Source organism: Gammaproteobacteria bacterium (assembly GCA_028817225.1).
Classification (GTDB): Bacteria; Pseudomonadota; Gammaproteobacteria; order Poriferisulfidales; family Oxydemutatoraceae; genus Oxydemutator.
Genome location: JAPPQC010000021.1, coordinates 28,329 through 49,146, shown reverse-complemented (window position 1 = coordinate 49,146; position 20,818 = coordinate 28,329). Strand labels below are relative to the sequence as shown.

Genomic DNA, 20,818 nt, shown 5'->3' with positions numbered 1-20,818 from the left:
GCCGTCGTGGCGGCCCTTGTTTACACGCTGTTCCAGCGCACGCAGACGCCGGTGGTCTATCCGTTTTCCCGCGCCGCGGCGGACGACTGGAACTTGCAGGCCAGTCATCCGCAGGCCGTGCGCTGGGAATGGAACGATGACAGTCTGTCCGTCGAGATTGACGAGGAGAAGGCGGCGGGCGCCTACGGCGTCGTCTCCGGCCCCGGCCAGGATGCGCGCAACCGCCTCGCCGTCGTCACCTGGCAGGATTACCCCTATGTTCGCATTGCCGTCGAACCACAGGCGCGCGACAGAACCATCATGCTGGTCTGGCAAACCAGGGGCATTTCGCAGCAGGTGGCGCGGGCGGAGATTCCGGCGCACGCCGACGAGATCATCATCAACACCCATGGCGAGGCGCGCTGGCAGGGCAAGATTTCGTGGGACATCGGCGCCGGCATTTCGGGCCTGAACCTGATTGCGGCGGACAGCATGACCTTGCGCAGCGTGTCGCTGGAGATGACCCTGCCGCTGCCGGACCTGCTCGCGACCGCGTGGCGCGAATACACGGCCATTGAGCCGATCACCACCTATTCAATCAACTTCAGGGCGCACAGCAGGGTTCTCGGGTTTTCGCTGGTGGTCGCGCTCGGCGTGCTGGTGCTGCTGTCCGGCCTGGCGCTGGCGCTGGCGCGCACCCGGCGCAGCGCGGTTGTGTTCTGCTGCGTCGCGTCGGCGGCGTATCTTGCGCTGGATATTCCGTTCATGGGCAGTCTGTTCGCGCATGCGCGCCTCGCCCATGAAGTTTCGGCGTGGCACGCCGACCGCTACGATGAATATGCCTCGCGCTTTGACGAGGAGTTCGCGCAACTCGACCGCGCCCTGCGCGAACACGCGCCGCCGGGCGCCAAGGTGGCTTTTCCGTGGCCGCGCAAGCGGTTTTTTCCGGGCGAGTCGAACTGGCTGGTGTTTTTGTACCGCGACCATGAGTACTACGCCGTGGTCGGCTCGTGGTGGGATACGAGAACCGGCGGCAAATGGATTAGCGACGACATTGAATACCTGTTTTACTACTATCCCGAGGGTTTGGTCGTCGAGGCCGACGGGGAGACGGTTTCGGTCGAGGGCAGCGACAAGAAATACAGGGTTGAGACGCTGTATCAATCATCGCCCGGCGCGCGCCTGCTGAAGGTGGTCCGTTGACCGGGGTTTTTCTGGTTGTTCTGCTGAGCCACTTGCTGCTGGCGGCGAGCGGCCTCGCGCTGATGCAACTGGCGGCGCCCGGGCGGCGCCTGCGCTGGCTGCCCTGCCTGCCATATGCGTGGCCGACGGGCGTTGTCGTGCTGTACGCGGTCGGTTACCTGTTTGTCTTGGCGGGGTGGTGGAGCACGCACTGGAACTACGCCGCCATCGCCGTCATGCTGCTGCTGGTGGCGGCGGGCGCGGTGCTGTACCTGCGGGCGCCGCCGTTGCCCGCCGTTGCCATGCCGGTCATCAAGCCGCGCGACTGGGTGCTGTTCGCGCTGCTGGCCGCCAAATGCGCGGCGGTGGTTTACGCCGCGCTGAATTACCCGGTGATTGATTCGGATGCGACGAATCCCGCCGGCTATGTTTCGCTCGCCAAGAGACTCGGCGAAGGCACCGTGTTTCCGGGCGGCGGCACGGCATCCCCGCTCGGCCCGCCGATACTCGCGGCGTGGGCGAGAATGCCGCTCGACCGCTGGTACGACAGCATGATTGCGGTGCCGTGGCTGTTCGCATGGCTTTCGTTCATTGCCATCGCCGCCGCCGCCTGCTACCGGCTGACGCGCCACACCACGGCCTCGCTGGCGTGCGCCTGGTTGTTCGCGTCGCTGCCGCTGGTGGTCCATCATGCGCTGCGGCCCGGCTTCAACGATTTGCTGGTGGCGTGTTTTTTCATCGCCGTGGCCGGTGTTCTCTGCTTTTTTTATCTGGACAAGGGCAAAACCGCGCGCTTCTGGCTGGTGGTCGCGGGCGCCTGCCTGGTGTGCGGCGCCTTGTCCAAGATGGAGGGCAGGATGTGGCTTGTGGTGCTGTCGGTGATGGGCGCAAGTTACTGGCTGTACGCGCGCGGCCAGTACCCGTGGAGGAAAATTCTGCTGTTTCAACTGGCCGCCGCCGCGGTCGTTTATCTGCTGTACTGGCTGACCGCCGATTTCATCGGCCAGTACGCCAGCGGGAGAGTGGCGTGGTTGTTCGAAAAACGCTACAACTCCGATTCTTTCTTTCATTTCTTTTCCGCGCTGTTCAGTTACGGAAGTTTCAATGTGTTCTGGTGGCTGTTCGTGCCGATGGCGCTGTTCGCGCTGATTGGCCGGGTGGAGATGAGCGCCAGGGCGCTGGTCATCTACATGCTGGCGGTGGTGTTTGCCCTGTTTTATTTCTCCAATTTCACCGGCAACGTACAATTCACCTTGATAGGAACGAATGTGAGCCGGTTCTTTCTTCAGGTCAGCGGCATCATGCTGCCGGTTTACTGCATTTTTGCGCGGCAGGTGCTGGAAATCATGTCGCGCCCGGCGGCGGCAGGGCGATGAAGCAGCCGCGCGTCGCCGTCGTCATTCCGTGCCACCGGGTCAGGGAGCGCATCGTGTCGGTCATCGAGCGCATCCCGCCGTCGTGCGACCGCATCGTCGTCGTGGATGACGCCTGCCCCGAGCGCAGCGGCGAGCAGGTCGCCGCGCAGGTGAAGGATGCGCGGGTTCAGGTGCTGTTCAACGACGAGAACCTCGGCGTCGGCGGCGCGACGCTGCGCGGCTTCGCGCACGCCGCCGAAGACGGCGCCGACATTCTCGTCAAGATCGACGGCGACGGCCAGATGGACCCGCGCCTGCTGCCGCTGTTCACGGCGCCGGTGGCGGAAGGGCGCGCCGACTACGCCAAGGGCAACCGCTTCCACGACCTCGAGGGGCTGAAAGACATGCCGTGGCCGCGGTTGCTTGGAAACGCGATGTTCTCTTTTTTCGCGAAACTGTCCACCGGCTACTGGAACATCTTCGACCCCAACAACGGCTACCTGGCGCTCAACGCGAATGTCTTCCGCGCGCTGCCGGGCGCCAAGATAGACCGCGGCTATTTCTTCGAGAGCGACCTGCTTTTCCGGCTCGGCCTGCTGCGCGCCGTGGTCGAGGATGTGCCGATGCACAGCCGCTACGACGGCGAGGTCAGCGGCATCCGCGCCATCCGCGAGGCGCCGCTCTTCCTGTTCAAGCACCTGCGCAACCTGTTCAAGAGAATCGCCTACAATTATTTTTTGAGGGACTTCAACCTCGCCTCGATAGAACTGGTGCTCGGAAGCGCGCTGCTGATTTTCGGCCTGTCTTTCGGCGCCGTGAAGTGGATGGAGTCCGCCGAGGCCATGCTGACGACGCCGGTCGGCACCATCATGCTGTCGGTGCTTTCGATTATTCTCGGCAGCCAGTTCCTGCTCGCCTTCATCAACTACGATGTGCAGATGGTGCCGAGAACGCCGGTCGCCGGCCTGCTGCGCGGGCTGTCGCGGGATGACGGTGGCGGAAAAATCCAATGACCCGGTGCGCCGCCGCACCCGCCGCCGGGCGGCGCGCTGTGCCGTCGCCAGCCGCCGGCGCGGCGCTTCGGCAATGCGCGCGGCGGCTGTTTTACCGCGCTTCTCCGGCGTTCTTGCGGGCGCGGACGAATCCGGTGAAGCGTTGTGTCCAGCGGTTGTCGGCGGTGGCGCGGCGGTGCAGGTAACTTGCCAGCAGGTTTTTGTGGACGATGCCGTCGCGGCCTTCGCCGAGGCCGTCGCCGCGTGACACCGCGTAGGCGGTGTTGAAGGCGGCGGCGTTGACCAGGCGCGAGTAGTGGAATTCGTGGGCGCGGCGCGTCTTTGCCTCGCCCCCGATGGCGGGCCACGGCATGTGCGCGGTTTCGCTGAACTCGACATGGCCGCGGCCCTGCGGGCGTTCGCACATCAGCGTGTCGGCGGCGATGACGCCGCACATTTCACGGCGGTGTTCGCGCCAGGTGATGGCGCGCGACAGATACATCAGGCCGCCGCATTCGGCGTAGGCCGGCAGGCCGCCGTTGATTGCGCGCGCGACCTCGCCGCGCAGCGCGGCGTTGGCTTCAAGCGCCGCGGCCTGCGTTTCGGGAAAGCCGCCGCCGATGAACAGGCCGTCCACCGGCGGCAGGCGCGTGTCATGCAGGCTGTTGACAAACACCAGTTCGGCGCCGCAGCGTTCAAGGTCTTCGAGGTCGTCGGGGTAATAGAAAGAGAACGCGCGGTCCCTGAAAACGCCGAGACGCAGCGGGCCGCCGTTGTCGCCGGATACCGCAGAAGCGGCGCCGGATGCTTGCAGCGGCCTGCCATCACCGGATACCGTGGAAGCGACGCCGGACGCCGGCGGGTCATCGTTGCCAGACGCTGTTAAAGCGGCGCCGGGTACCGGCAATGTGCCGCCGTCGCCGGACGCTGTTGAAGCGGCGTCGTCAACGGCGCGCAGCAGGTGCTCCAGATCCACCTGCGCGGCGACGGCGTCGCGCAAATCGTTGATGCGCCGCGCCGCGCCGTTCGTTTCGGCGGACGGCACCAGGCCCAGGTGTCTTTCCGGCAGCGTCAGGCGCGCGTCGCGCATCACCGCGCCCAGCACCGGCAGGTCGGTGTATGCCTCGACTGCGGCGGTCAGTTTGGCGCGGTGGCGTTCGCCGCCGACCTTGTTCAGAATCACGCCGGCCAGCGCGACTTGCGGGTCGAACGCGCGGTAGCCTTGCAGCAGCGGCGCGATGCCGCGCGTCATGCCGTCGCAGTCCACGACCAGCACCACCGGCAGGCCGAGCAATCTGGCGAGCGCCGCGTTGCTGTCGGCGCCGTCGGCGGCGACGCCGTCGTACAGCCCCTTGTTGCCCTCGACCAGCGTGCAGCCGCCGGGCGGCGCCGCGTGTGCGGCGACCGTCGCGATGATCCCGGCGTGCGACTGCGTGTTGAAGTCGAGGTTGTAGCAGGGCCGGGCGCAGGCATGCGCCAGCCACTGCGGGTCAATGTAGTCGGGGCCTTTCTTGAACGCGCGCACTTCCATGCCGCGCGCTTTCAGCGCCGCGCACAGGCCGGCGGCGACAACCGTCTTGCCGGACGACTTGTGCGCCGCGCTGACCAGCCACCGCGCCATCGGGCCGCGCCGCCGTCATTCCGCCGCGGCGGCGGCGGTGCTGAAATGGCGGTCGGACAGGTCTTCGGGCAGGAAATCGAGGACGGCCAGCGCGAACATCAGCAGCGCCAGCGACAGCGCGACGCCGCCGACGCCGAGCGTCAGTTCCGGCAGGCTCGGCGTGTAACCGGCGACAACGCCGTCGAAGAAACCGCTGCCTTCCTCCATGCCCGGAAACAGCACCAGCGGGTAGGCCTGGCCGCCGATGATGATGACATACAACTGCGCGAAGGCGCCGACGACGACCAGCGCGCAGCCGGCGGCGACGGCGGCGCGCGAACGCGCCAGCGGCGGCGCGTAGAACAGCAGCAGCGGCAGCAGGCCGCCGGCGCCGACCTGCACGGCCCAGAACAGCAGCGGATAGACGCCGCCGCTCGCCAGCAGGAAATCCTCGACGCCGCGGTGTTCGGCGGCGTAGAGATTGGTCAGGTTGAAGGCGACGACGAAATACAGCACCGCGGCGACGAACACGCCGAGCAGGTTTTTCAGTTTGTGCAGAATCAGGCCGCCGAGCGGGCGTCGCGCGAGGCGGCTGGACGCCATCAGCACGAGGATGAACACGGCGAGGCCGTACGAGAACGACATGGCGACGAACATCGGCGCCATCAGCGCGGCGTCGTAGGCCTGGCGCGCGACCAGAAAGCCGAAGATGGAGCCGGTTCCGGTCGTCAGCACCAGGCGCCACAGCAGCGCCGCGATGCCGGCGCCGCGGTTCCAGCGCCCCATCCGGCGCTCGAACATCGTCCACAGATAGGCGGCGGCGACAAAGATGAAGCCGATGTAGAGAAAGATGTTCCACGCGAAGATGGACTTGAAGTTGTAGTAGGTCATCGCGACAATCAGGCGGTCGGGGCGGCCCAGGTCGAGCACCAGGATGGCAAGCCCGCCGACCAGCAGCGCCACGGCGAGGATGGCCGACAGCCGCGCCAGCGGTTTGTAGTCGAGTTTGCCGAACACCGACGCGATGGAAGCGACATTGAGCGCGCCGGAGGCGGCGACAATCAGGAAGATCGCGAAAACATGCGGCACGCCCCACACAATCTGGTTGTTCATGCCGGTCACATAATGGCCTTCGTGCTCCATGTACCAGGCGGCGCCGGCGCCGGCCAGCGCGAACAGCGCGAAGCCGGCCAGCAGCGCGAAGTAGCCGGCGCTGTCGGCGTCGAGGGCGCGGTGGCGAAACGGCGGCATCGTCACAGGCCCTGGTAGCGCACGCCGGTGTTAAGCCCGAGGTCGGCGCGTATCTGCGCGCCGCCGTGCTCGGCGAGGCGCCTTGAAATCTCGCTGCCGGGGTCGTTGAGGTCGCCGAACACCAGCGCGCGGTGGCCTTCGCGCTCGCACGCCTCGGCGCAGGCGGTGGTTCCGTCGCCGCGGTCCACCTTGTGCACGCAGAAGGTGCAACTCTCGACGGTGCCCTTGCCCCTCGGCGCGTGCGGCAGTTGGTCGGCGAGCGCCTCGTGGATGAACGAGCGCGCCTTGTACGGGCACGCCATCATGCAGTAGCGGCAGCCGATGCAGGTGTGCTTGTCCACCAGCACGATGCCGTCGGCGCGCCGGAACGAGGCGCCGGTCGGGCAGACATCCACGCACGGCGGGTGTTCGCAATGCTGGCACATGACCGGGAATGACTTGGCGTGGCCGCTGACGCGGTCGCGCACGGTCAGTTTGCGTATCCACTGGGCGTCGGTTTCGGGGCGGTCAAATCCGGCCAGGCCGTGCTCGTCGTCGCACGCCTCGACGCACGCGGTGCAGCCGTCGGCGCAGGCGTTGACATCCACCAGCATGCCCCAGCGCACCCGCGCCGACACCGGCTCGTCGGCGGCGCGCACGCCGGCGCGTCCGACGCCGTACAGAAAGACGCCGGGCGCGACGGCCAGCCCCGCCGCCAGCGCGCCGGCTTTCAGGAATTCACGGCGCTGTTTGTCCGGTGGCGGGTTTGGCATGTCAGCGCAGTCGCTCCAGGTGCAGGTCGTTGATGCCGAGGCGGGTCGGGGCCTTGCGCGCCGACTGGCGGCCCGCGGCGTAGGCTTCGGGCGGTCGGTCGGCGTGGCATTGGAAGCAGTCCATTTGCACGCTCGCGTAGCGGTGGCAGACGCTGCAGAAGTGGCCGTCGTCGGTGTGGCGCGGCCACGCGCCGGCGGCGTTTGGCCGGACATGGCAGTCAATGCAGTTGACGAAGCGGTGTTTTTGCGTGCGGATTCCGCGGTGCACCGTTTCGTCGCGCTGGTGCAGGATGAACTGCGCGTGGCGCCGGCGCATGACTTCGGTCGGCTCGACGCACTGCTCGCCCTTGGCTTCGGGCAGGGGGGGCATCAGGTGGCCGTCGGCGGCGGCGCCGGAAAACGCCGCCAGCGCGGCAGTGGCCGTCGCCGCGGCGGCCATCATCAGGCGGCGGGCGCGGCGGGTCAATGGTCTCCCAGCGCCATGTCAATGTAGCCGGTCGGACAGACATCGGCGCAGATGTGGCAGCCGATGCAGCGGTCGTAGTCGGTGTCCACATAGCGCCCGGTCGTCTTCTTCGACTTGTCCACCCGGAAAACCGCGTCCTGCGGGCAGAACACGACGCAGTTGTCGCACTCAAAGCACATGCCGCAACTCATGCAGCGTTCGGCCTCGCCGACGGCCTGCTCCTCGCCGAGGCCGGTGGTGCGCTCCTCGAAGTGCCCCAGCACTTCCTCCGCCGACGGCCCGCGCCCCTCGCGTATGTGCCGCGCGGCATAGGAGAAGTGGCCGAGAAACAGCCGCTCGACCGGGATGACTTCCTGGCTTGAGCGGTCTTCGTAGTTGTGCACCGAGAAGTCGGCGTCGCAGGTGCCGCGCTCGCCGTCGCCGGCGTCGAATTCCTGCGGCTCAAGGCCGGTCTCGCGCAGTTTGTCGAGCAGGTCAAAGTGGTGCACATCCACCTTCGGGCGCTTGCCGAGTTCGGTTTTTCTCAGGTGGTAGTCCACGCTGTCGGCGGCGATCGAGGCCTGGCCGATGGCCGTCGTCAGCAGGTGCGGGCGGATGATGTCGCCGGCGGCGAAGTGCCCGGCGCGCCCGGCGACGCCGTAGAGGCGGTCCACATCCATCAGGCCGCGGCCATTGTCGAATTCCTCAAGCCCCGACAGGTCGCCGCCCTGGCCGATGGCCGACACAATCAGGTCGCACTCAATCTCGAACTCGGTGCCGGCGACCGGCTTCGGCTTGTTTTCCTCCATTTCGCACTTCGCCATCTTCAGCGCGCGCGCGCGCCCGTCGCCGTCCACCAGCACCTCGACCGGCATCACGCCGTTGATGATCTTGACGCCTTCCTTCAGCGCGTCCTCGACCTCGTGTTCGCTGGCCGTCATTTCGCCGCGGTCGAACAGCGAGGTCAGCACCACGGTCGCGCCCTCGCGCGCCGCGGCGAAGGCGGCGTCGTGCGCGACATAGCCGCCGACGACATATTCCGGCTGTTCCTTCTCCGACAGTTTGCGAACCTTGCCGAGGCGCCGCGCCACCGACACGACATCAATCGAGGTGTCGCCGCCGCCGACGCAGACAATCTTGTCGGAGGCCACCTTCAGCAGCCCCTTGTTGAACACCTCGAGAAACTTGACGCCGCTGACGCAGTTCGAGACATCGCCGTTCGGCACCGGCAGGCCGCGCCCGGTCTGACAGCCGAGGCACCAGACGACGGCGTCGAATTCGCGCTCCAGTTCCTCGACCGAGACATCGCGCCCGACGCGCACCGACAGGCGCGTCTCGATGCCGCCCATGTCGAGAATGCGCCGGATTTCGTGGTCGAGCAGGTCGCGCGGCGTGCGGTAGCCGGGAATGCCGTAGCGCATCATGCCGCCGAGTTCCTCGTGTTCGTCGAAGATGACGCCGGCGTGGCCCTTGCGGCGCAGGTGGAAGGCCGCCGACAGGCCGGCGGGGCCGCCGCCGATGATCGCCACTTTCTTGCCGCTCAATTCGGGCGCGTCGTCAAAGCGGAACTTCTGCTCGATGGCGGTGTCGCCGATGTACTGCTCGACCGCGTTGATGCCGACATAGTCCTCGACATGGTTGCGGTTGCAACCGTCCTGGCACGGCGCCGGGCACACCCGCCCCATCATGGACGGGAACGGGTTGGCGTCGGTCGAGCGCCGGAAGGCGTATTCCTGCATGGACATCCCCTCGGGCGGCTTCTCGATGCCGCGCACGATGGACAGCCAGCCGCGGATGTCCTCGCCGGACGGGCAGCTGCCCTGGCACGGCGGCGTCCGGTGCACATAGGTCGGGCACTTGTGCGAGTGGTCGGCGAGAAAGATCTGCTCGGAAAAGCTCTCCCACTTGTGGTCGCCGTCGGCGTAGCGCCGGAAGGTCAGTTTCTGTTCGGGCGCGTCTTGCGCCGCGGTGTTGTCTTTGGCGGTTGCCATGGTGTGTGCTCCTGTCGGTTGCTTGTGCGCGGCGCCGTCACGCCGCCTGTTGTTCCGGGGGTTTGCCGTCGCCGGCTTCGTCGTCGTCGCCGGACTCGCTGCCCGGCATCAGCGCATTGCCGACCAGTTCGTGCAGGCTGATGACCTGGTCCATCGTGAACCCGTAGTAGGGCAGCACCTTGGAGAACTGGCTCTTGCAGATCGCGCAAATCGCGACCATGTGGGTTACGCCGTAGTCTTCGACGACCTCTTTCAGCGCCTCCATCCGCGGCAGCGCGCCCTTGACGCGCAATTCAATGAGGTCGTCGGTCAGCAGGCCGCCGCCGCCGCCGCAGCAGTAGGTGCCCTCGCGCACCGTCTCCGCCGGCATGTCGTGAAAATGGTTGCAGCACGCCTTCAGAATCTCGCGCGGTATCGTGAACTGGCCGCCCGGCTCGCCGCCCATGCGCGACGCGCGCGCGATGTTGCACGAGTCGTGGAAGGTGACGACCTTGTCGTCGTTCTGCGACGGGTCGAGCCGCAGCTGACCGTCGCGTATCAGGCCGTGGGTCACCTCGCAGATGTGCTGCGGCACCGGCCACGCCGGGTCGAGAAAGTCGAACGGCCCGGCCAGCGTGTTCAGGAAACTGTAGGCGACGCGCCAGGCGTGGCCGCACTCGCCGAAGACGATGCGGCGCACGCCGAGTTCAAGCGCCGCCTCGCGCACGCGCAGCGCCATCTTGCGCATGTTCTCGTAGTTGCCGATGAACATGCCGAAGTTGGCGGCCTCGCTCGCGTGCGAACTGAAGGTCCACGAGATGCCGGCCTTGTGCAGCACCTTGGCGTAGCCGATCAGCCCGTCCACATGCGGCTCGGCGAAGAAGTCCGCCGACGGCGTCACCAGCAGCACATCGGCGCCTTTCTCGTCGAGCGGAAAGCGCACCGGCTCGCCGGTGTCCTCGAGCACCTCTTCCTCAAGCCCCTCGAGCGTGTCGCGCAGCGCCGGTTCCGGCAGGCCGAGGTTGTTGCCGATGGCGTGCACCTTGCCGATGATCTCGTTGCAGTACTTCTGGCCCTTGCCGACATGGTCCATCACCTCGCGCGCCGCCATTGATATTTCGGCGGTGTCAATGCCGTAGGGGCAGTACACCGAGCAGCGGCGGCACTGCGAGCACTGGTGAAAATAACTGTACCACTGGTCGAGCACATCCCTGGTCATGTCCTTCGCGCCGACCAGCCACGGGAAGTGTTTGCCGGCGAATGTGTAGTAGCGCCGGTACACCTTCCGGTACAAATCCTGGCGCGCGACCGGCATGTTGTTGGGGTCGGTGGTGCCGAGGTAGTAGTGGCATTTGTCGGTGCACGCGCCGCACTTGACGCACGAGTCGAGGAACACCTGAAGCGAGCGGTATTTCTTGTTCAACTCGCCCATCTTCTCGACCGCCTTGCGCTCCCAGTCGTCCACCAGTTCGCCGGGAAAGCCGAGCGGCTCCTGAAAGCCGGGCTTGGCGACGAACGGTTGGCTGTGCGCCATCGCGCCCTCGCGCAGTTTCGGGATGACGCGGTATTCGCGAAACGCCGGGGTCTCGAACGCCGCGTCAGCCACCGGAACGCTCCAGTTTGGCCGCCCACGGCGCGACATGGCGCTTGCGGCGCGGGTTGTCGGCCTGGTTGCGCGTCGGGCTGAAAAACAAGCCCGGCACATGCAGCAGTTTGCTGAACGGGAAAATCACCATCAGCGCCGCCACCAGCGCCAGGTGCACGGCCATCAGCGGGTCGGGCGGCAGCGGCTGCCAGTCGAGGCGCATCAGGCCGATGAAAAACGCCTTCATTGAGACGATGTCAACCGGCCACACAAAGGTCATCAGCACGCCGGTGACGCCGATGGCGAGCAGCAGCAGCAGCATCAGGTGGTCCGACGGCGACGAGATGTAGCGCACCCGGTCCACGGCGATGCGCCGCAGCCACAGGCCGGCGAGGCCGGCGATCATCATCAGCGACGCGTACTTGCCGACGGGTTGCAGCCACCCGACCCACGCCCACACCGGCTGCGTGAAGTAGCGCAGGTGGCGCAGCAGCACCAGCAGCAGGCCGAAGTGAAACAGCCACCCGAACAGCCAGGTCCATTTGCTGGACTTGAACAGGCTCTCGAAAAAAACGACTTCGCGGAACAGGCGCCAGACGACGCCGCGCCGCGTTGTCGGCGCCGGCGTCGTCGGAATCTTCAGCGGCGCCGGCGCGCGCCGGTAAAGCCAGATGTGCCACGCGAGGCCGCCGACAAGCACGGCGGTCGCCGCGTAGAAAAGCACCGCGTAGGACAGCGTCAGCAACGACATCTTGGTTTCCGTTCGGCTGTGCGCGGCGCGGCGCCGTCCGCCGGTTCCGCATCGCGCCCGGCTCAGACGCAGCCGGTCGGTTTCGGCAGCCCGGCGTATTTGCAGGCCTGTTTGGCCGGCCCGTAGGGAAACAGTTCGTACAGGTATTTGCTGTTCCCCTTGTCCTTGCCGAGTTTCTTGCCGATGGCCTTGGTCAGCACCCGCACCGCCGGCGCGATCTGGTATTCCTCGTAGTACTCACGCAGAAAATTGATGACTTCCCAGTGATTGTCCTCAAGGTCGGCGCCGTCGGCGGTGGCCATCGCCGTCGCCAGTTCGGGCGTCCAGTCGCCGAGGTTGGCAAGGTAGCCCTCCTCGTCGGTCTCGTAGGTTTTTCCGTCTATTTGCAAAGGCATGGTTCTTCCTCCTCGTTGGGCCCTTGTGGTTCAGGGCGTTACAGCCATGATTGTACAGTATCGTGGCTTGTCACCAAGTCCACAAAACCGCCGTAATCCACCGTTTCGACGCCGGGCACCAGCCTTTCCGGCGCCAGCCCGCGCGCCGCGGCGTCGTGCGACAGCACAAAAAATTTCAGGTTTCTTTTCATGCCGTCGGCGAGCAGGCCGCCGAAGCGCGTGTTGTTCGCCGCCGCGACGACGCCGTCCTCAATCAGCAGCACCGTGCTGTCGTCGGCGGCGAGGCGCAGGCAGGTCGCCAGCGCGTTGCGCTCGAACGGCGACTTGTTGACGATGTGCAGCATCGGCGGATGGCGCGCGGCCCGTCAGAAACTCAGGACGATGTCCTGTTCGGCGATCAGCGCCGCCAGTTCGTCGCGCCCGACCAGGTGCAGCGAACTCTTCTCCTTCCAGTCGTCGTCCTCGTCCTCCCAGGTCAGCGCCTGGAGGTCGTCGAGCGACAGCCCGCGTTCCTCGAGCGACTCGCGCTCGATGTAAATCTTGTTGATGTCGTAGTCGCCGAGCGCGGCGTAGGCCGGCGAGAAATTCTTCATGCCGATGCCGTCGGTGTCCTGGCCCTTCATCAACTGATAGACGCCGTCGTCGGCGAAGACGACGCTGATGTCCTGCTCGAACGCCGCCGCAATCAGCACCACCTCGAGCGATTCAAGCGCATAGACGGTGCCGTAGGGCGCCTTGCGGTTCATGTACATGAACTTCTTGGTGACGCCGTTGGCGCCGCCGCCGCCGTTCGCGTCGTCCATCAGTCGCCGAAGGTCACCAGCCGGTCGGACTGGATGCCGGCCTCGATTAACTGCCCCAGCCCGGAGATGCGAAAGCCCGGCGCGATGTTGTCGGCGTCCTTGCCGTGGCGCTTGGCCTCGTCGCCGTCGAGCAGGCCGCGGCGCTGCGCCGCCGCGACGCACAGCACCAGGTCGAGTTCGTGCTCGGCGGCCAGTTGCGACCACAGTTGCGACAGGTTTCTGTCGTCCTGCGGCGGCACCGCCAGGCGGGTGCCGTTGTTGACGCCGTCGTGGTAGAAGAACACGCGGTAAATCTCGTGCCCCTTGTCAAGCGCCGCGCGCGCGAAGCGGTAGGCGCTGTCCGACGCCTGGTGCGTGTAGGGGCCTTCGTTGACCAGCAGCGACAGTTTCATCGGCGGCGCCGGCGGCGGTCAGAAGCGGATGTGGGTGGATGCGTTGAGACTGCGCCGGGCGCCGAGCCAGTTGTCGATGTGGTACTTGGTGAACGGCAGTTCGGTCAGTTCAAAAAAGCGCGGCCAGCCGATGCGCTCAATCCAGTCGTTGATTCGCTCCCAGTCCTTGGCGTCCTCCTTGTAGGTCTGGAGGATTTTCTTGACGACCGCGGTCGCCTCCGGCCAGCGCGGCGGGTTGTTCGGGATGCCGGCGGCGACCAGTTTCTGGAAGGTCGGCTTGCCGCGCGCGTTCGAGTGGTTGCCGCCGACCCAAATCGCCAGTTTCGTGTGCTCCGGGTCGTTGATCTGCATCGGCGGGCACGGCGGGTAGCAGGCGCCGCAGCAGATGCACTTCTTCTCGTCCACCTCAAGCGACGGCTTGCCGTTGACGATGGCCGGGCGTATCGCCGCCACCGGGCAGCGCGCCACCACCGACGGGCGCTCGCAGACATTGGACACGAGGTCGTGGTTGATCTTCGGCGGCTTGGTGTGCTGCACATTGATTGCGATGTCGCCCTGGCCGCCGCAGTTGATCTGGCAGCACGAGGTGGTGATGTGGACGCGGTTCGGCATGTTCCAGTTTCTGAATTCGCCGACCAGTTCGTCCATCATCGCCTTGACGACGCCGGAGGCGTCGGTGCCGGGGATGTCGCAGTGCAGCCAGCCCTGGGTGTGGGAGATCATCGTCACCGAGTTCTTGGTGCCGCCGACGACAAAGCCGGCGTCTTCAAGCGCGTTGATCAGCGGCATGACCTTGCTCTCGTCGCCGACCATGTACTCGATGTTGCTGCGTATCGTGAAGCGCACATAGCCGTCGGCGTAGCGGTCGCCGATGTCGCACAGTTTTCGCAGCGTGAACACATCGAGGATGCGCTGGGTGCCGGCGCGCACCGTCCAGATGGCGTCGCCGCCGTGGGCGACATGCTTGAGCACGCCCGGGCGCGGGTCTTCGTGGTAGGCCCAGTTGCCGTAGTTGCGGCGCATCACCGGGTGCATGTATTGAAGGCCGTCGGGGCAGCCGGATTCAATCGGGTCGCGGTCGTGTTGTTTTGCCATGGTCTTGCCTGTTGTCTGTGGTGTTGCCTGTGTCGCCGTGCGCCGCTCAGGCGGTGGCGGCCTGGCGCGATTGCTTGTGCTCGAACCACCGCGCCGCTTCGTCTTCCCAGTCGTCGGTGCGGACATAGGAACTGGTGCGCGGGTCGGTGATCATGTTCGGGTCCACATCCAGGCCGATGCCCTCGAGGAAGTTGACGAGGCCGATGCGCTCGATCATCTCGCCGCAGCGTTCGTGCTCAAGGCCGTTCTCGGCCCAGAAGTCTATCGTGTTCTCGGCGATCTCGACGAGGCGCTCGAAGTCTTCCGGCGTCTCCAGTTTGATGAACGGCACGATGACGGTGCCCATCAGGTCGCCGATTTTCAGCGTGCGCTTGCCGCCCAGCAGCAGCGTCGCGCCCTTGTCGTCGCCCGGCGACAGCGCCTTCGGCATCACATTCAGGCAGTGCATGCAGCGCACGCAGTTGCGGTTGTCCACCTCGAGCGTGTCGTCTTCGGCCAGCGACAGCGCCTTCGTCGGGCAGCGCGCGATGACATTGTCCACGATGTACTGGCGGCCCTTCTTGGCGACATATTCCTTCACTTCCTTCTGATCCACCTTCATGTCGTCGCGCCAGGTGCCGATGATGGCGAAGTCGGAGCGCTCGATGGAATTCATGCAGTCGTTGGGGCAGCCCGAGACCTTGAACTTGAACTTGTACGGCAGCGACGGGCGGTGCACATCGTCGGTGAAGTTGTTCAGCAGCGTGCGGTGCACCCGCATCTCGTCAATGCTGGACTGTTCGCAGCGCGCCGAGCCGACGCACGACTGCCCGGTGCGCACGCACGGGCCGGCGCCGCCGAGGTCCCAGCCGTATTCGTTGATGTCGTCGAAGAAGTGCTGCGTGTTCTCGGTGGAGGCGCCGATGAACATGATGTTGCCGGTCTGGCCGTGGAAAGTGACGAGGCCCGAACCCCATTTCTCCCAACTTTCGGCGAGTTGGCGCAGCATGCCGGTCGTGTAGTAGTTGCCGGCGGGCGGCTGCACCCTGAGCGTGTGGAATTCCTTTGATGCGGGAAACGCCGAGCCGACTTCCGAGAAGCGCGGAATGATGCCGCTGCCGTAGCCGAAGACGCTGACGGTGCCGCCTTTCCAGTAGCCCTTGCGCGTTTCGTACGAGTGTTCAAGTTGCCCCAGCAGGTCGTTGGCGACGCCGCTGACGCGCCCGTCCGGGTGCTGGTCGCGAAGGCGCTTGATTCCCGAGATGAAACTCGGCCACGGGCCTTTCTCCAGTTCGTCCAACATCGGCGTCGGATGAGTTTGCTTTGTCATCGCATCCTCCGTGAAATCATTCGGTTGTGCATGGCTGTTTGTCGGCCACCCTGCGCGCGCAGAACCGCCGCATGGTGGCCCGGAATTATAACGGCCCTGCGCCCCGCCATCAAACTGGCCTATTGGCATATAACATTGGCGCGGACGGGGCGCGCAAGCCTTGTGTACAGCGGCTTTGCGGCGGCCCGCGCGCGGGCGGCCCGGGGCGGCGGAATTGACAAAGCACGGGGCAATTTCCGACACTATCGCCTGTCATGACCGAAAACTCGCCATTCCTGCCCGGCAACGACGCCGCCTACCGGCGCTGGCGCGAGCGCAAACTTGCGGCCAGGCCGCGTTCGGCGCGGGAGTTGACCGTCGTCATCGGCGACCCGCAGGCGCTGACCGCCGCCGAGCGCGGCGCCATCATCGCCAACTGCCGGCGCTCAAACCTGTGCTTTTACCGCGCGCGCCGCGCGCCGCGCGACCGCGCCGCCTTCAAGCGCCTCGGCGAGCAAATCGGGCTGGCCGCGCTGGTCGGCAACCCGTGCGCCGACGCCGCGCGCATCAGCCACATCACCGCGGTGCCCGGTAGCCGCTACATTCCGTACACGAACAAGGCGCTGAACTGGCACACCGACGGCTATTACAACGAGCCGGGCGACACCGTGCGCGCGTTCTCGATGCACTGCCTGCACCCGGCGGGGCGCGGCGGCGAAAACCACTATCTCGACCCCGAACTGATCTACATCCTGCTGCGCGACGACGACCCCCGCCACATCGAGCAACTGATGCACCCGCAGGCGATGACGCTGCCGGCCAACATGGACAACGGCGCCGTCGTGCGCCCGGCGCGCAGCGTGCCGGTGTTTGCGGTGGACGCCGGCGGCGCGCTGCTGATGCGCTATTCGGCGCGCGCGCGCAACCTGGAATGGCGCGCCGAATGCCGCGCCGCCGCGGCGCGCCTCGGCGAGGTGCTGGAAGAGGCCGCGCAGTGGCGCATTTGCCGCCGCCTGGCCGCGTCCGAGGGCGTGATTTGCAACAATGTGCTGCACAACCGCGCCGCCTTCGAGGACGGCGCCGCGCACGCGCGCCATCTCTACCGCGCGCGCTACCGCGACCGCGTCGAGGGCGGCGGCTGGCGTTCGCTGATGGGGCGCGCGCCGTGCTGAGTGTCAGCGAGGTGCTGATGAGCAACCACGACATGACGAGTTTCGGCCAACTCGTCGAATATGTGCGGCGGTGCGCGCGGCAGGGCGAGATTTTTTTCGAGATGGATTTGCGCCCGCCGTTCGAGGACACGCCCGACGACTGGGCCGAGCGCCTTGAAGCCGCTTTCTCCTCCGCCGACAATATTCCATGAACCGCCGCGTGCAGCCGCGTGCGCGGCAACAGCGACAGCGGGGCCGGGCGGCCCGCAGCGCCCGATGAGGCCTGGCCGGCAACGGCGCGGCGCGGCGGCGCGGGGCGCGCGATGAACCTTCACTGGCAAGAGGAAAGCGCCGCCGACGCCGCGCCGCGCGTGCCGGACGACATCGCCGACCTGAACTTCCGCATCACCTGCCGCCTGCTGCCGGCGGACCATGCGTGGGCGCTTTACCGGGCGTTGTCGCAGGCGCTGCCGTGGCTGGACGACGAGCCGCGCGCGGCGGTGCATTCGATACACGGCGCCGAGTCCGGCAACGGCTGGGAACGCCCGCAGCGCGGCAGCGACGAGATTCATCTGTCGCGGCGCGCGCGGCTGTGCCTGCGGCTGCCGCGCGAGCGCTTTGCCGACGCGCGCGCGTTGCAAGGCGCGCGGCTGGATGTTTCCGGTTACGAGGTGCGCGTCGGCGCCGCCAATGTGCGCCCGCTGAGCAGCGAGACGACGCTGTTCTCGCGCCATCTGCCGGCGCCCGCCGCCGGCGGCGAGAACGCCTTTCTGGAACAGGCCGCGGCGCAACTCGCGGGCGCCGGCGTCAGCGCGTCGCGGATGATGGGCGGGCGCGGCCATGTCATCCGCACGCCCGAGCGCGAGATTGCCGTTTGCAGTCTGATGGTCAGCGGCCTCGCGTTCGGCGACGCCGTTCGTTTGCAGCAGCGCGGGCTGGGCGGCGAGCAGAAACTCGGCTGCGGCATCTTCCTGCCGCACAAGGGCATCGAGGCCGTCGCCTGACGGCGGTTGCCGTTATAATTCGCGCAGTCCGGCAACGATTTTCCCGCCGCCGCCCGACGATTTCCCGATGGCCCCGATGACACTTGAGTTCGCAAAAATGCACGCGCTTGGCAACGACTTCATGATCGTCAACGCGGTGCGGCGCCCGTTTGAGCCGGACGCCGCGCGGGTGCGGGCGCTGGCCGACCGCCGCACCGGCGTCGGCTTTGACCAGTTGCTGCTGGTCGAGGCGCCGCCGGCGGACGATGTGGATTTCGGCTACCGCATTTTCAACGCCGACGGCGGCGAGGTGGCGCAGTGCGGCAACGGCGCGCGCTGCTTCGCGCAGTTTGTCCGCGCGCGCGGGCTGACCGACAAGACGACGCTGCGCGCGCGCACCGCCGGGCGCGTTGTTGAGATGCGGGTGCGCGGCGACGGCCGGGTTTGCGTCGGCATGGGCGAGCCGGTTTTCGACGCCGCGCGGATTCCTTTCGCGTGCGACGGTGATGTGCATGCGTGCCATTTGGATGTCGGCGGCCACCGCCTGCTTTTCGGCGTGCTGTCGTTCGGCAATCCGCACGCGGTGACCGAGGTGGCGCGGCTTGACGACTTTCCGGTGGCGGAGGTCGGCGCGCAGATGCAGGTGCACCAGTGCTTTCCGGAGGGCGTCAACGCCGGGTTCATGCAGCGCCTGGACGAGCGGCGGCTGGCGCTGCGGGTGTATGAAAGGGGCGTCGGCGAGACGGCGGCGTGCGGCAGCGGCGCGTGCGCCGCGGCGGTCGTGGCCGCGCACTGGGAACTGGCTTCCATGCCGGTGGAAGTGCAACTGCCCGGCGGCGCGCTGGAGGTTTCCCGCGGCGACGGCGGGGTGGAATTGAGCGGGCCTTGCGAGCATGTTTATGACGGGGTGTTGGCGTGGTGAGCGGGGGCGTTGGCGTTGTTTGCGGTGTTGCGTTGGGCGTGCCTTGCGGTTGTGTTGTTTGCGGTGTTGCGTTGGATGTGCCTTGCGGTTGTGTTGATGGCGGAGCGCGGGTGTTGTGAGCGCGGATGAAGTGAAGCGCAAGCCGGGCGTTGCCATTGTTCCCGACGATGGCGGCGGGGTGGAACCGGCGCCGCCGTCGCTGGTGACGAAGCAGATTGCGCTGCTGCGCGGCAAGAACGAGGCGTTGCAGCAGAAACTGGAATCGCTGGTGGCCATCGCCCGCAACAACGAGAACCTGAGCATCGGCCTGCACCGGCTGTCGCTGCGGCTGGTGGCCGCAAACACCGTGCGCGACGCGGTTTCCGTGTCGCTGGCCGAGTTGCGGCAGCGGCTGCCCGGCAACCAGGTGGTGATTCGGCTGCTCGGCAAATACGACCCGCACGAGGGGCTGAACGCCGACGGGCGCGACCGCGGCGCGGTCAGCCTGCTGCATTCGCTGGCGGCGTCGGGCAGGCCGGATTGCGGGCCGTTCGACAACGCCGTCAAACTTTCGCTGTTCGGCCATTTCGCGCAGCGCGCCGCGTCCGTCGTCGTGATGCCGCTGGTGGCCGGCGACGAGCGCTTCGGGCTGCTGGCGCTGGGCAGCGCCGACAGCGGCAGTTTCAGCGCCGGCAAGGGCACGATGTTTCTGGTGCAGTTCGGCGAGTTGATCGCGTGCGCGCTGCGCGCCTGCATGCGCCGGGAGAAGCGCGCCGGATGACGCAGCCGCGCGACGCCTGCCGCCAATTTCTCGACACGCTGCACGGCGCGCGCAACTACTCGCCGCGAACGATTGACGCCTACCGGCGCGACATTCTCCGCTTTCTTGATTTTCTGCAAACCGCCGGCGTTGAATGGCGCGCCGCCGGCGAGGAGCATGTGCGCGATTATGTGTCGCGGCGTTTCCTGTCGGGCGTGCGCGGCAGGACATTGCAGCGCGAGTTGTCGGCGCTGCGCCAGTTCTTCCGCTATTGCGGCGAATGCGGATGGATGGACGGCAACCCGGCGGCGACGGTGAGACCGCCGCGGGTGGAAAAGAACCTGCCGCAGACGCTGACGGTGGATCAGGTGGTGGAGTTGCTGGATGGGGGGGGTGCGAGTGCCGGCGCGGGTGGTCGTCGTGTTGGTGCTGGTGGTAGTGGCGCTGGTGCGGGTGTTGGCGGGCGTGGTGCTGGTGGTGGTATTGCCGCCGTCGGCGGGCGCGGTGCAGGCGGCGCGGGCGGCATCGGTGGTGTCGGCGGCGGGCGCGTTGGAGAGGGCGGCGTTGGCAGTGGTCGTGCCGGTGGTGTCGGCGGTGTTCGCTTTGGCGGCAGAGGCGGCGATGGCGAGGCGCTGGCGATGCGCGATTTGGCGATGATAGAACTGGCGTATTCCTCCGGCCTGCGTTTGTCGGAACTGGTGTCGGTGGATTTGGGCGACATTGACCTGGACGCGGACGCGGCGTCTGTGCGCGTGACCGGCAAGGGTTCAAAGCAGCGGGAGGTGCCGGTCGGCGCCCACGCCCGCAACGCGGTGCGCGCGTGGCTGGGATTTCGCGCGCAACTGGCGGACGCCGACGAAACGGCGCTGTTCGTCACGCGCAGCGGCCGCCGCATCGGCGCACGCGCCGTGCAGACGCGCATGCGCCAGTTCGCCCGCCGCCGCGGCCTGCCGCAGCGCCTGCACCCGCACATGCTGCGCCACTCATTCGCAAGCCACCTGCTGGAGTCGTCCGGCGACCTGCGCGCCGTGCAGGAATTGCTCGGCCACGCCGACATCAGCACAACGCAGGTCTATACGCACCTGGATTTTCAGCACCTGGCGAAGGTGTACGACAAGGCGCACCCGCGGGCGCGGAAGAGGAGGGGGAAGTAGGTTGGCTTGTCAGGAACCGTAGCGGTGGAGAATG

General features: G+C 66.8%; 22 protein-coding genes. 9 read left to right on the top strand and 13 right to left on the bottom strand.

Annotated elements, in window-relative coordinates; translation table 11 throughout:
• The 3 genes from OXU50_02865 to OXU50_02855 all read left to right on the top strand — a co-directional run.
• A partial coding sequence (locus OXU50_02865; GenBank protein MDD9868826.1) for a hypothetical protein occupies nucleotides 1-1,182 on the top strand: 1,182 nt, incomplete at its 5' end.
• Nucleotides 1,179-2,537, top strand: a complete 1,359-nt coding sequence (locus OXU50_02860; protein MDD9868825.1) for a hypothetical protein — start codon at nucleotides 1,179-1,181, stop codon at nucleotides 2,535-2,537. The genes OXU50_02865 and OXU50_02860, both read left to right, overlap by 4 nt.
• Entirely contained in the window at nucleotides 2,534-3,529 is a 996-nt protein-coding gene (locus OXU50_02855) for a glycosyltransferase family 2 protein (protein MDD9868824.1), read from the top strand. The genes OXU50_02860 and OXU50_02855 overlap by 4 nt, the downstream gene beginning before the upstream one ends.
• A 91-nt stretch (nucleotides 3,530-3,620) precedes the next feature.
• Here the strand turns inward: OXU50_02855 and OXU50_02850 are convergent, their stop codons facing one another.
• The 13 genes from OXU50_02850 to dsrA form a co-directional block, all read right to left on the bottom strand.
• The gene (locus OXU50_02850) at nucleotides 3,621-5,129 is read right to left on the bottom strand and encodes a cobyrinate a,c-diamide synthase (GenBank protein ID MDD9868823.1); all 1,509 of its coding nucleotides are present in this window, start codon (nucleotides 5,127-5,129) and stop codon (nucleotides 3,621-3,623) included.
• 15 nt (nucleotides 5,130-5,144) lie between these two features.
• Nucleotides 5,145-6,359: a polysulfide reductase NrfD gene (gene nrfD / locus OXU50_02845; GenBank protein MDD9868822.1), complete on the bottom strand. Its 1,215-nt coding sequence runs from the start codon at nucleotides 6,357-6,359 to the stop codon at nucleotides 5,145-5,147.
• A 2-nt stretch (nucleotides 6,360-6,361) separates the two neighbouring features.
• Nucleotides 6,362-7,111, bottom strand: coding sequence for a 4Fe-4S dicluster domain-containing protein (locus OXU50_02840; GenBank protein MDD9868821.1), 750 nt, complete (start codon nucleotides 7,109-7,111; stop codon nucleotides 6,362-6,364).
• Between the two features lies 1 nt (nucleotide 7,112).
• Entirely contained in the window at nucleotides 7,113-7,577 is a 465-nt protein-coding gene (locus tag OXU50_02835; GenBank protein MDD9868820.1) for a sulfur reduction protein DsrJ, read from the bottom strand.
• The gene (locus OXU50_02830; GenBank protein MDD9868819.1) at nucleotides 7,574-9,547 is read right to left on the bottom strand and encodes an NAD(P)-binding protein; all 1,974 of its coding nucleotides are present in this window, start codon (nucleotides 9,545-9,547) and stop codon (nucleotides 7,574-7,576) included. The genes OXU50_02835 and OXU50_02830 overlap by 4 nt, the downstream gene beginning before the upstream one ends.
• 37 nt (nucleotides 9,548-9,584) lie before the next feature.
• On the bottom strand, nucleotides 9,585-11,132 hold the full coding sequence (locus tag OXU50_02825; protein ID MDD9868818.1) for a (Fe-S)-binding protein: 1,548 nt from the start codon (nucleotides 11,130-11,132) through the stop codon (nucleotides 9,585-9,587).
• Nucleotides 11,125-11,862, bottom strand: a complete 738-nt coding sequence (locus OXU50_02820) for a respiratory nitrate reductase subunit gamma (protein MDD9868817.1) — start codon at nucleotides 11,860-11,862, stop codon at nucleotides 11,125-11,127. Before OXU50_02820 ends, OXU50_02825 begins: the two co-directional genes overlap by 8 nt.
• Before the next feature lie 62 nt (nucleotides 11,863-11,924).
• A complete protein-coding gene (locus tag OXU50_02815; GenBank protein MDD9868816.1) occupies nucleotides 11,925-12,257 on the bottom strand; it encodes a TusE/DsrC/DsvC family sulfur relay protein in 333 nt (110 codons plus the stop codon).
• 38 nt (nucleotides 12,258-12,295) lie between these two features.
• Complete coding sequence (gene tusB / locus OXU50_02810) at nucleotides 12,296-12,601, bottom strand: sulfurtransferase complex subunit TusB (protein ID MDD9868815.1); 306 nt, start codon at nucleotides 12,599-12,601, stop codon at nucleotides 12,296-12,298.
• 21 nt (nucleotides 12,602-12,622) lie between these two features.
• The gene (gene tusC, locus OXU50_02805; protein ID MDD9868814.1) at nucleotides 12,623-13,060 is read right to left on the bottom strand and encodes a sulfurtransferase complex subunit TusC; all 438 of its coding nucleotides are present in this window, start codon (nucleotides 13,058-13,060) and stop codon (nucleotides 12,623-12,625) included.
• Nucleotides 13,060-13,452 carry a sulfurtransferase complex subunit TusD gene (tusD, locus tag OXU50_02800; GenBank protein MDD9868813.1) on the bottom strand — a complete coding sequence of 131 codons (393 nt, stop codon included), beginning with the start codon at nucleotides 13,450-13,452 and terminating at the stop codon, nucleotides 13,060-13,062. The genes tusC and tusD overlap by 1 nt, the downstream gene beginning before the upstream one ends.
• 18 nt (nucleotides 13,453-13,470) lie before the next feature.
• Nucleotides 13,471-14,547, bottom strand: a complete 1,077-nt coding sequence (gene dsrB / locus OXU50_02795) for a dissimilatory-type sulfite reductase subunit beta (GenBank protein MDD9868812.1) — start codon at nucleotides 14,545-14,547, stop codon at nucleotides 13,471-13,473.
• A gap of 46 nt (nucleotides 14,548-14,593) precedes the next feature.
• Nucleotides 14,594-15,856, bottom strand: a complete 1,263-nt coding sequence (dsrA, locus tag OXU50_02790) for a dissimilatory-type sulfite reductase subunit alpha (GenBank protein MDD9868811.1) — start codon at nucleotides 15,854-15,856, stop codon at nucleotides 14,594-14,596.
• 254 nt (nucleotides 15,857-16,110) lie between these two features.
• On the opposite strand from dsrA, the gene OXU50_02785 reads away from it, so the two are divergent.
• The 6 genes from OXU50_02785 (at nucleotide 16,111) to OXU50_02760 (ending at nucleotide 20,784) form a co-directional block, all read left to right on the top strand.
• The gene (locus tag OXU50_02785) at nucleotides 16,111-17,007 is read left to right on the top strand and encodes a TauD/TfdA family dioxygenase (protein MDD9868810.1); all 897 of its coding nucleotides are present in this window, start codon (nucleotides 16,111-16,113) and stop codon (nucleotides 17,005-17,007) included.
• Nucleotides 17,001-17,198, top strand: coding sequence for a sulfur relay protein DsrC (locus OXU50_02780; GenBank protein MDD9868809.1), 198 nt, complete (start codon nucleotides 17,001-17,003; stop codon nucleotides 17,196-17,198). Before OXU50_02785 ends, OXU50_02780 begins: the two co-directional genes overlap by 7 nt.
• Before the next feature lie 111 nt (nucleotides 17,199-17,309).
• Entirely contained in the window at nucleotides 17,310-17,990 is a 681-nt protein-coding gene (gene cas6 / locus OXU50_02775) for a type I-MYXAN CRISPR-associated protein Cas6/Cmx6 (protein ID MDD9868808.1), read from the top strand.
• A gap of 76 nt (nucleotides 17,991-18,066) precedes the next feature.
• Nucleotides 18,067-18,891, top strand: coding sequence for a diaminopimelate epimerase (dapF, locus tag OXU50_02770; protein ID MDD9868807.1), 825 nt, complete (start codon nucleotides 18,067-18,069; stop codon nucleotides 18,889-18,891).
• A gap of 115 nt (nucleotides 18,892-19,006) precedes the next feature.
• The gene (locus OXU50_02765; protein MDD9868806.1) at nucleotides 19,007-19,651 is read left to right on the top strand and encodes a DUF484 family protein; all 645 of its coding nucleotides are present in this window, start codon (nucleotides 19,007-19,009) and stop codon (nucleotides 19,649-19,651) included.
• Entirely contained in the window at nucleotides 19,648-20,784 is a 1,137-nt protein-coding gene (locus OXU50_02760; protein MDD9868805.1) for a tyrosine recombinase XerC, read from the top strand. The genes OXU50_02765 and OXU50_02760 overlap by 4 nt, the downstream gene beginning before the upstream one ends.
• Nucleotides 20,785-20,818 lie beyond the last annotated feature (34 nt).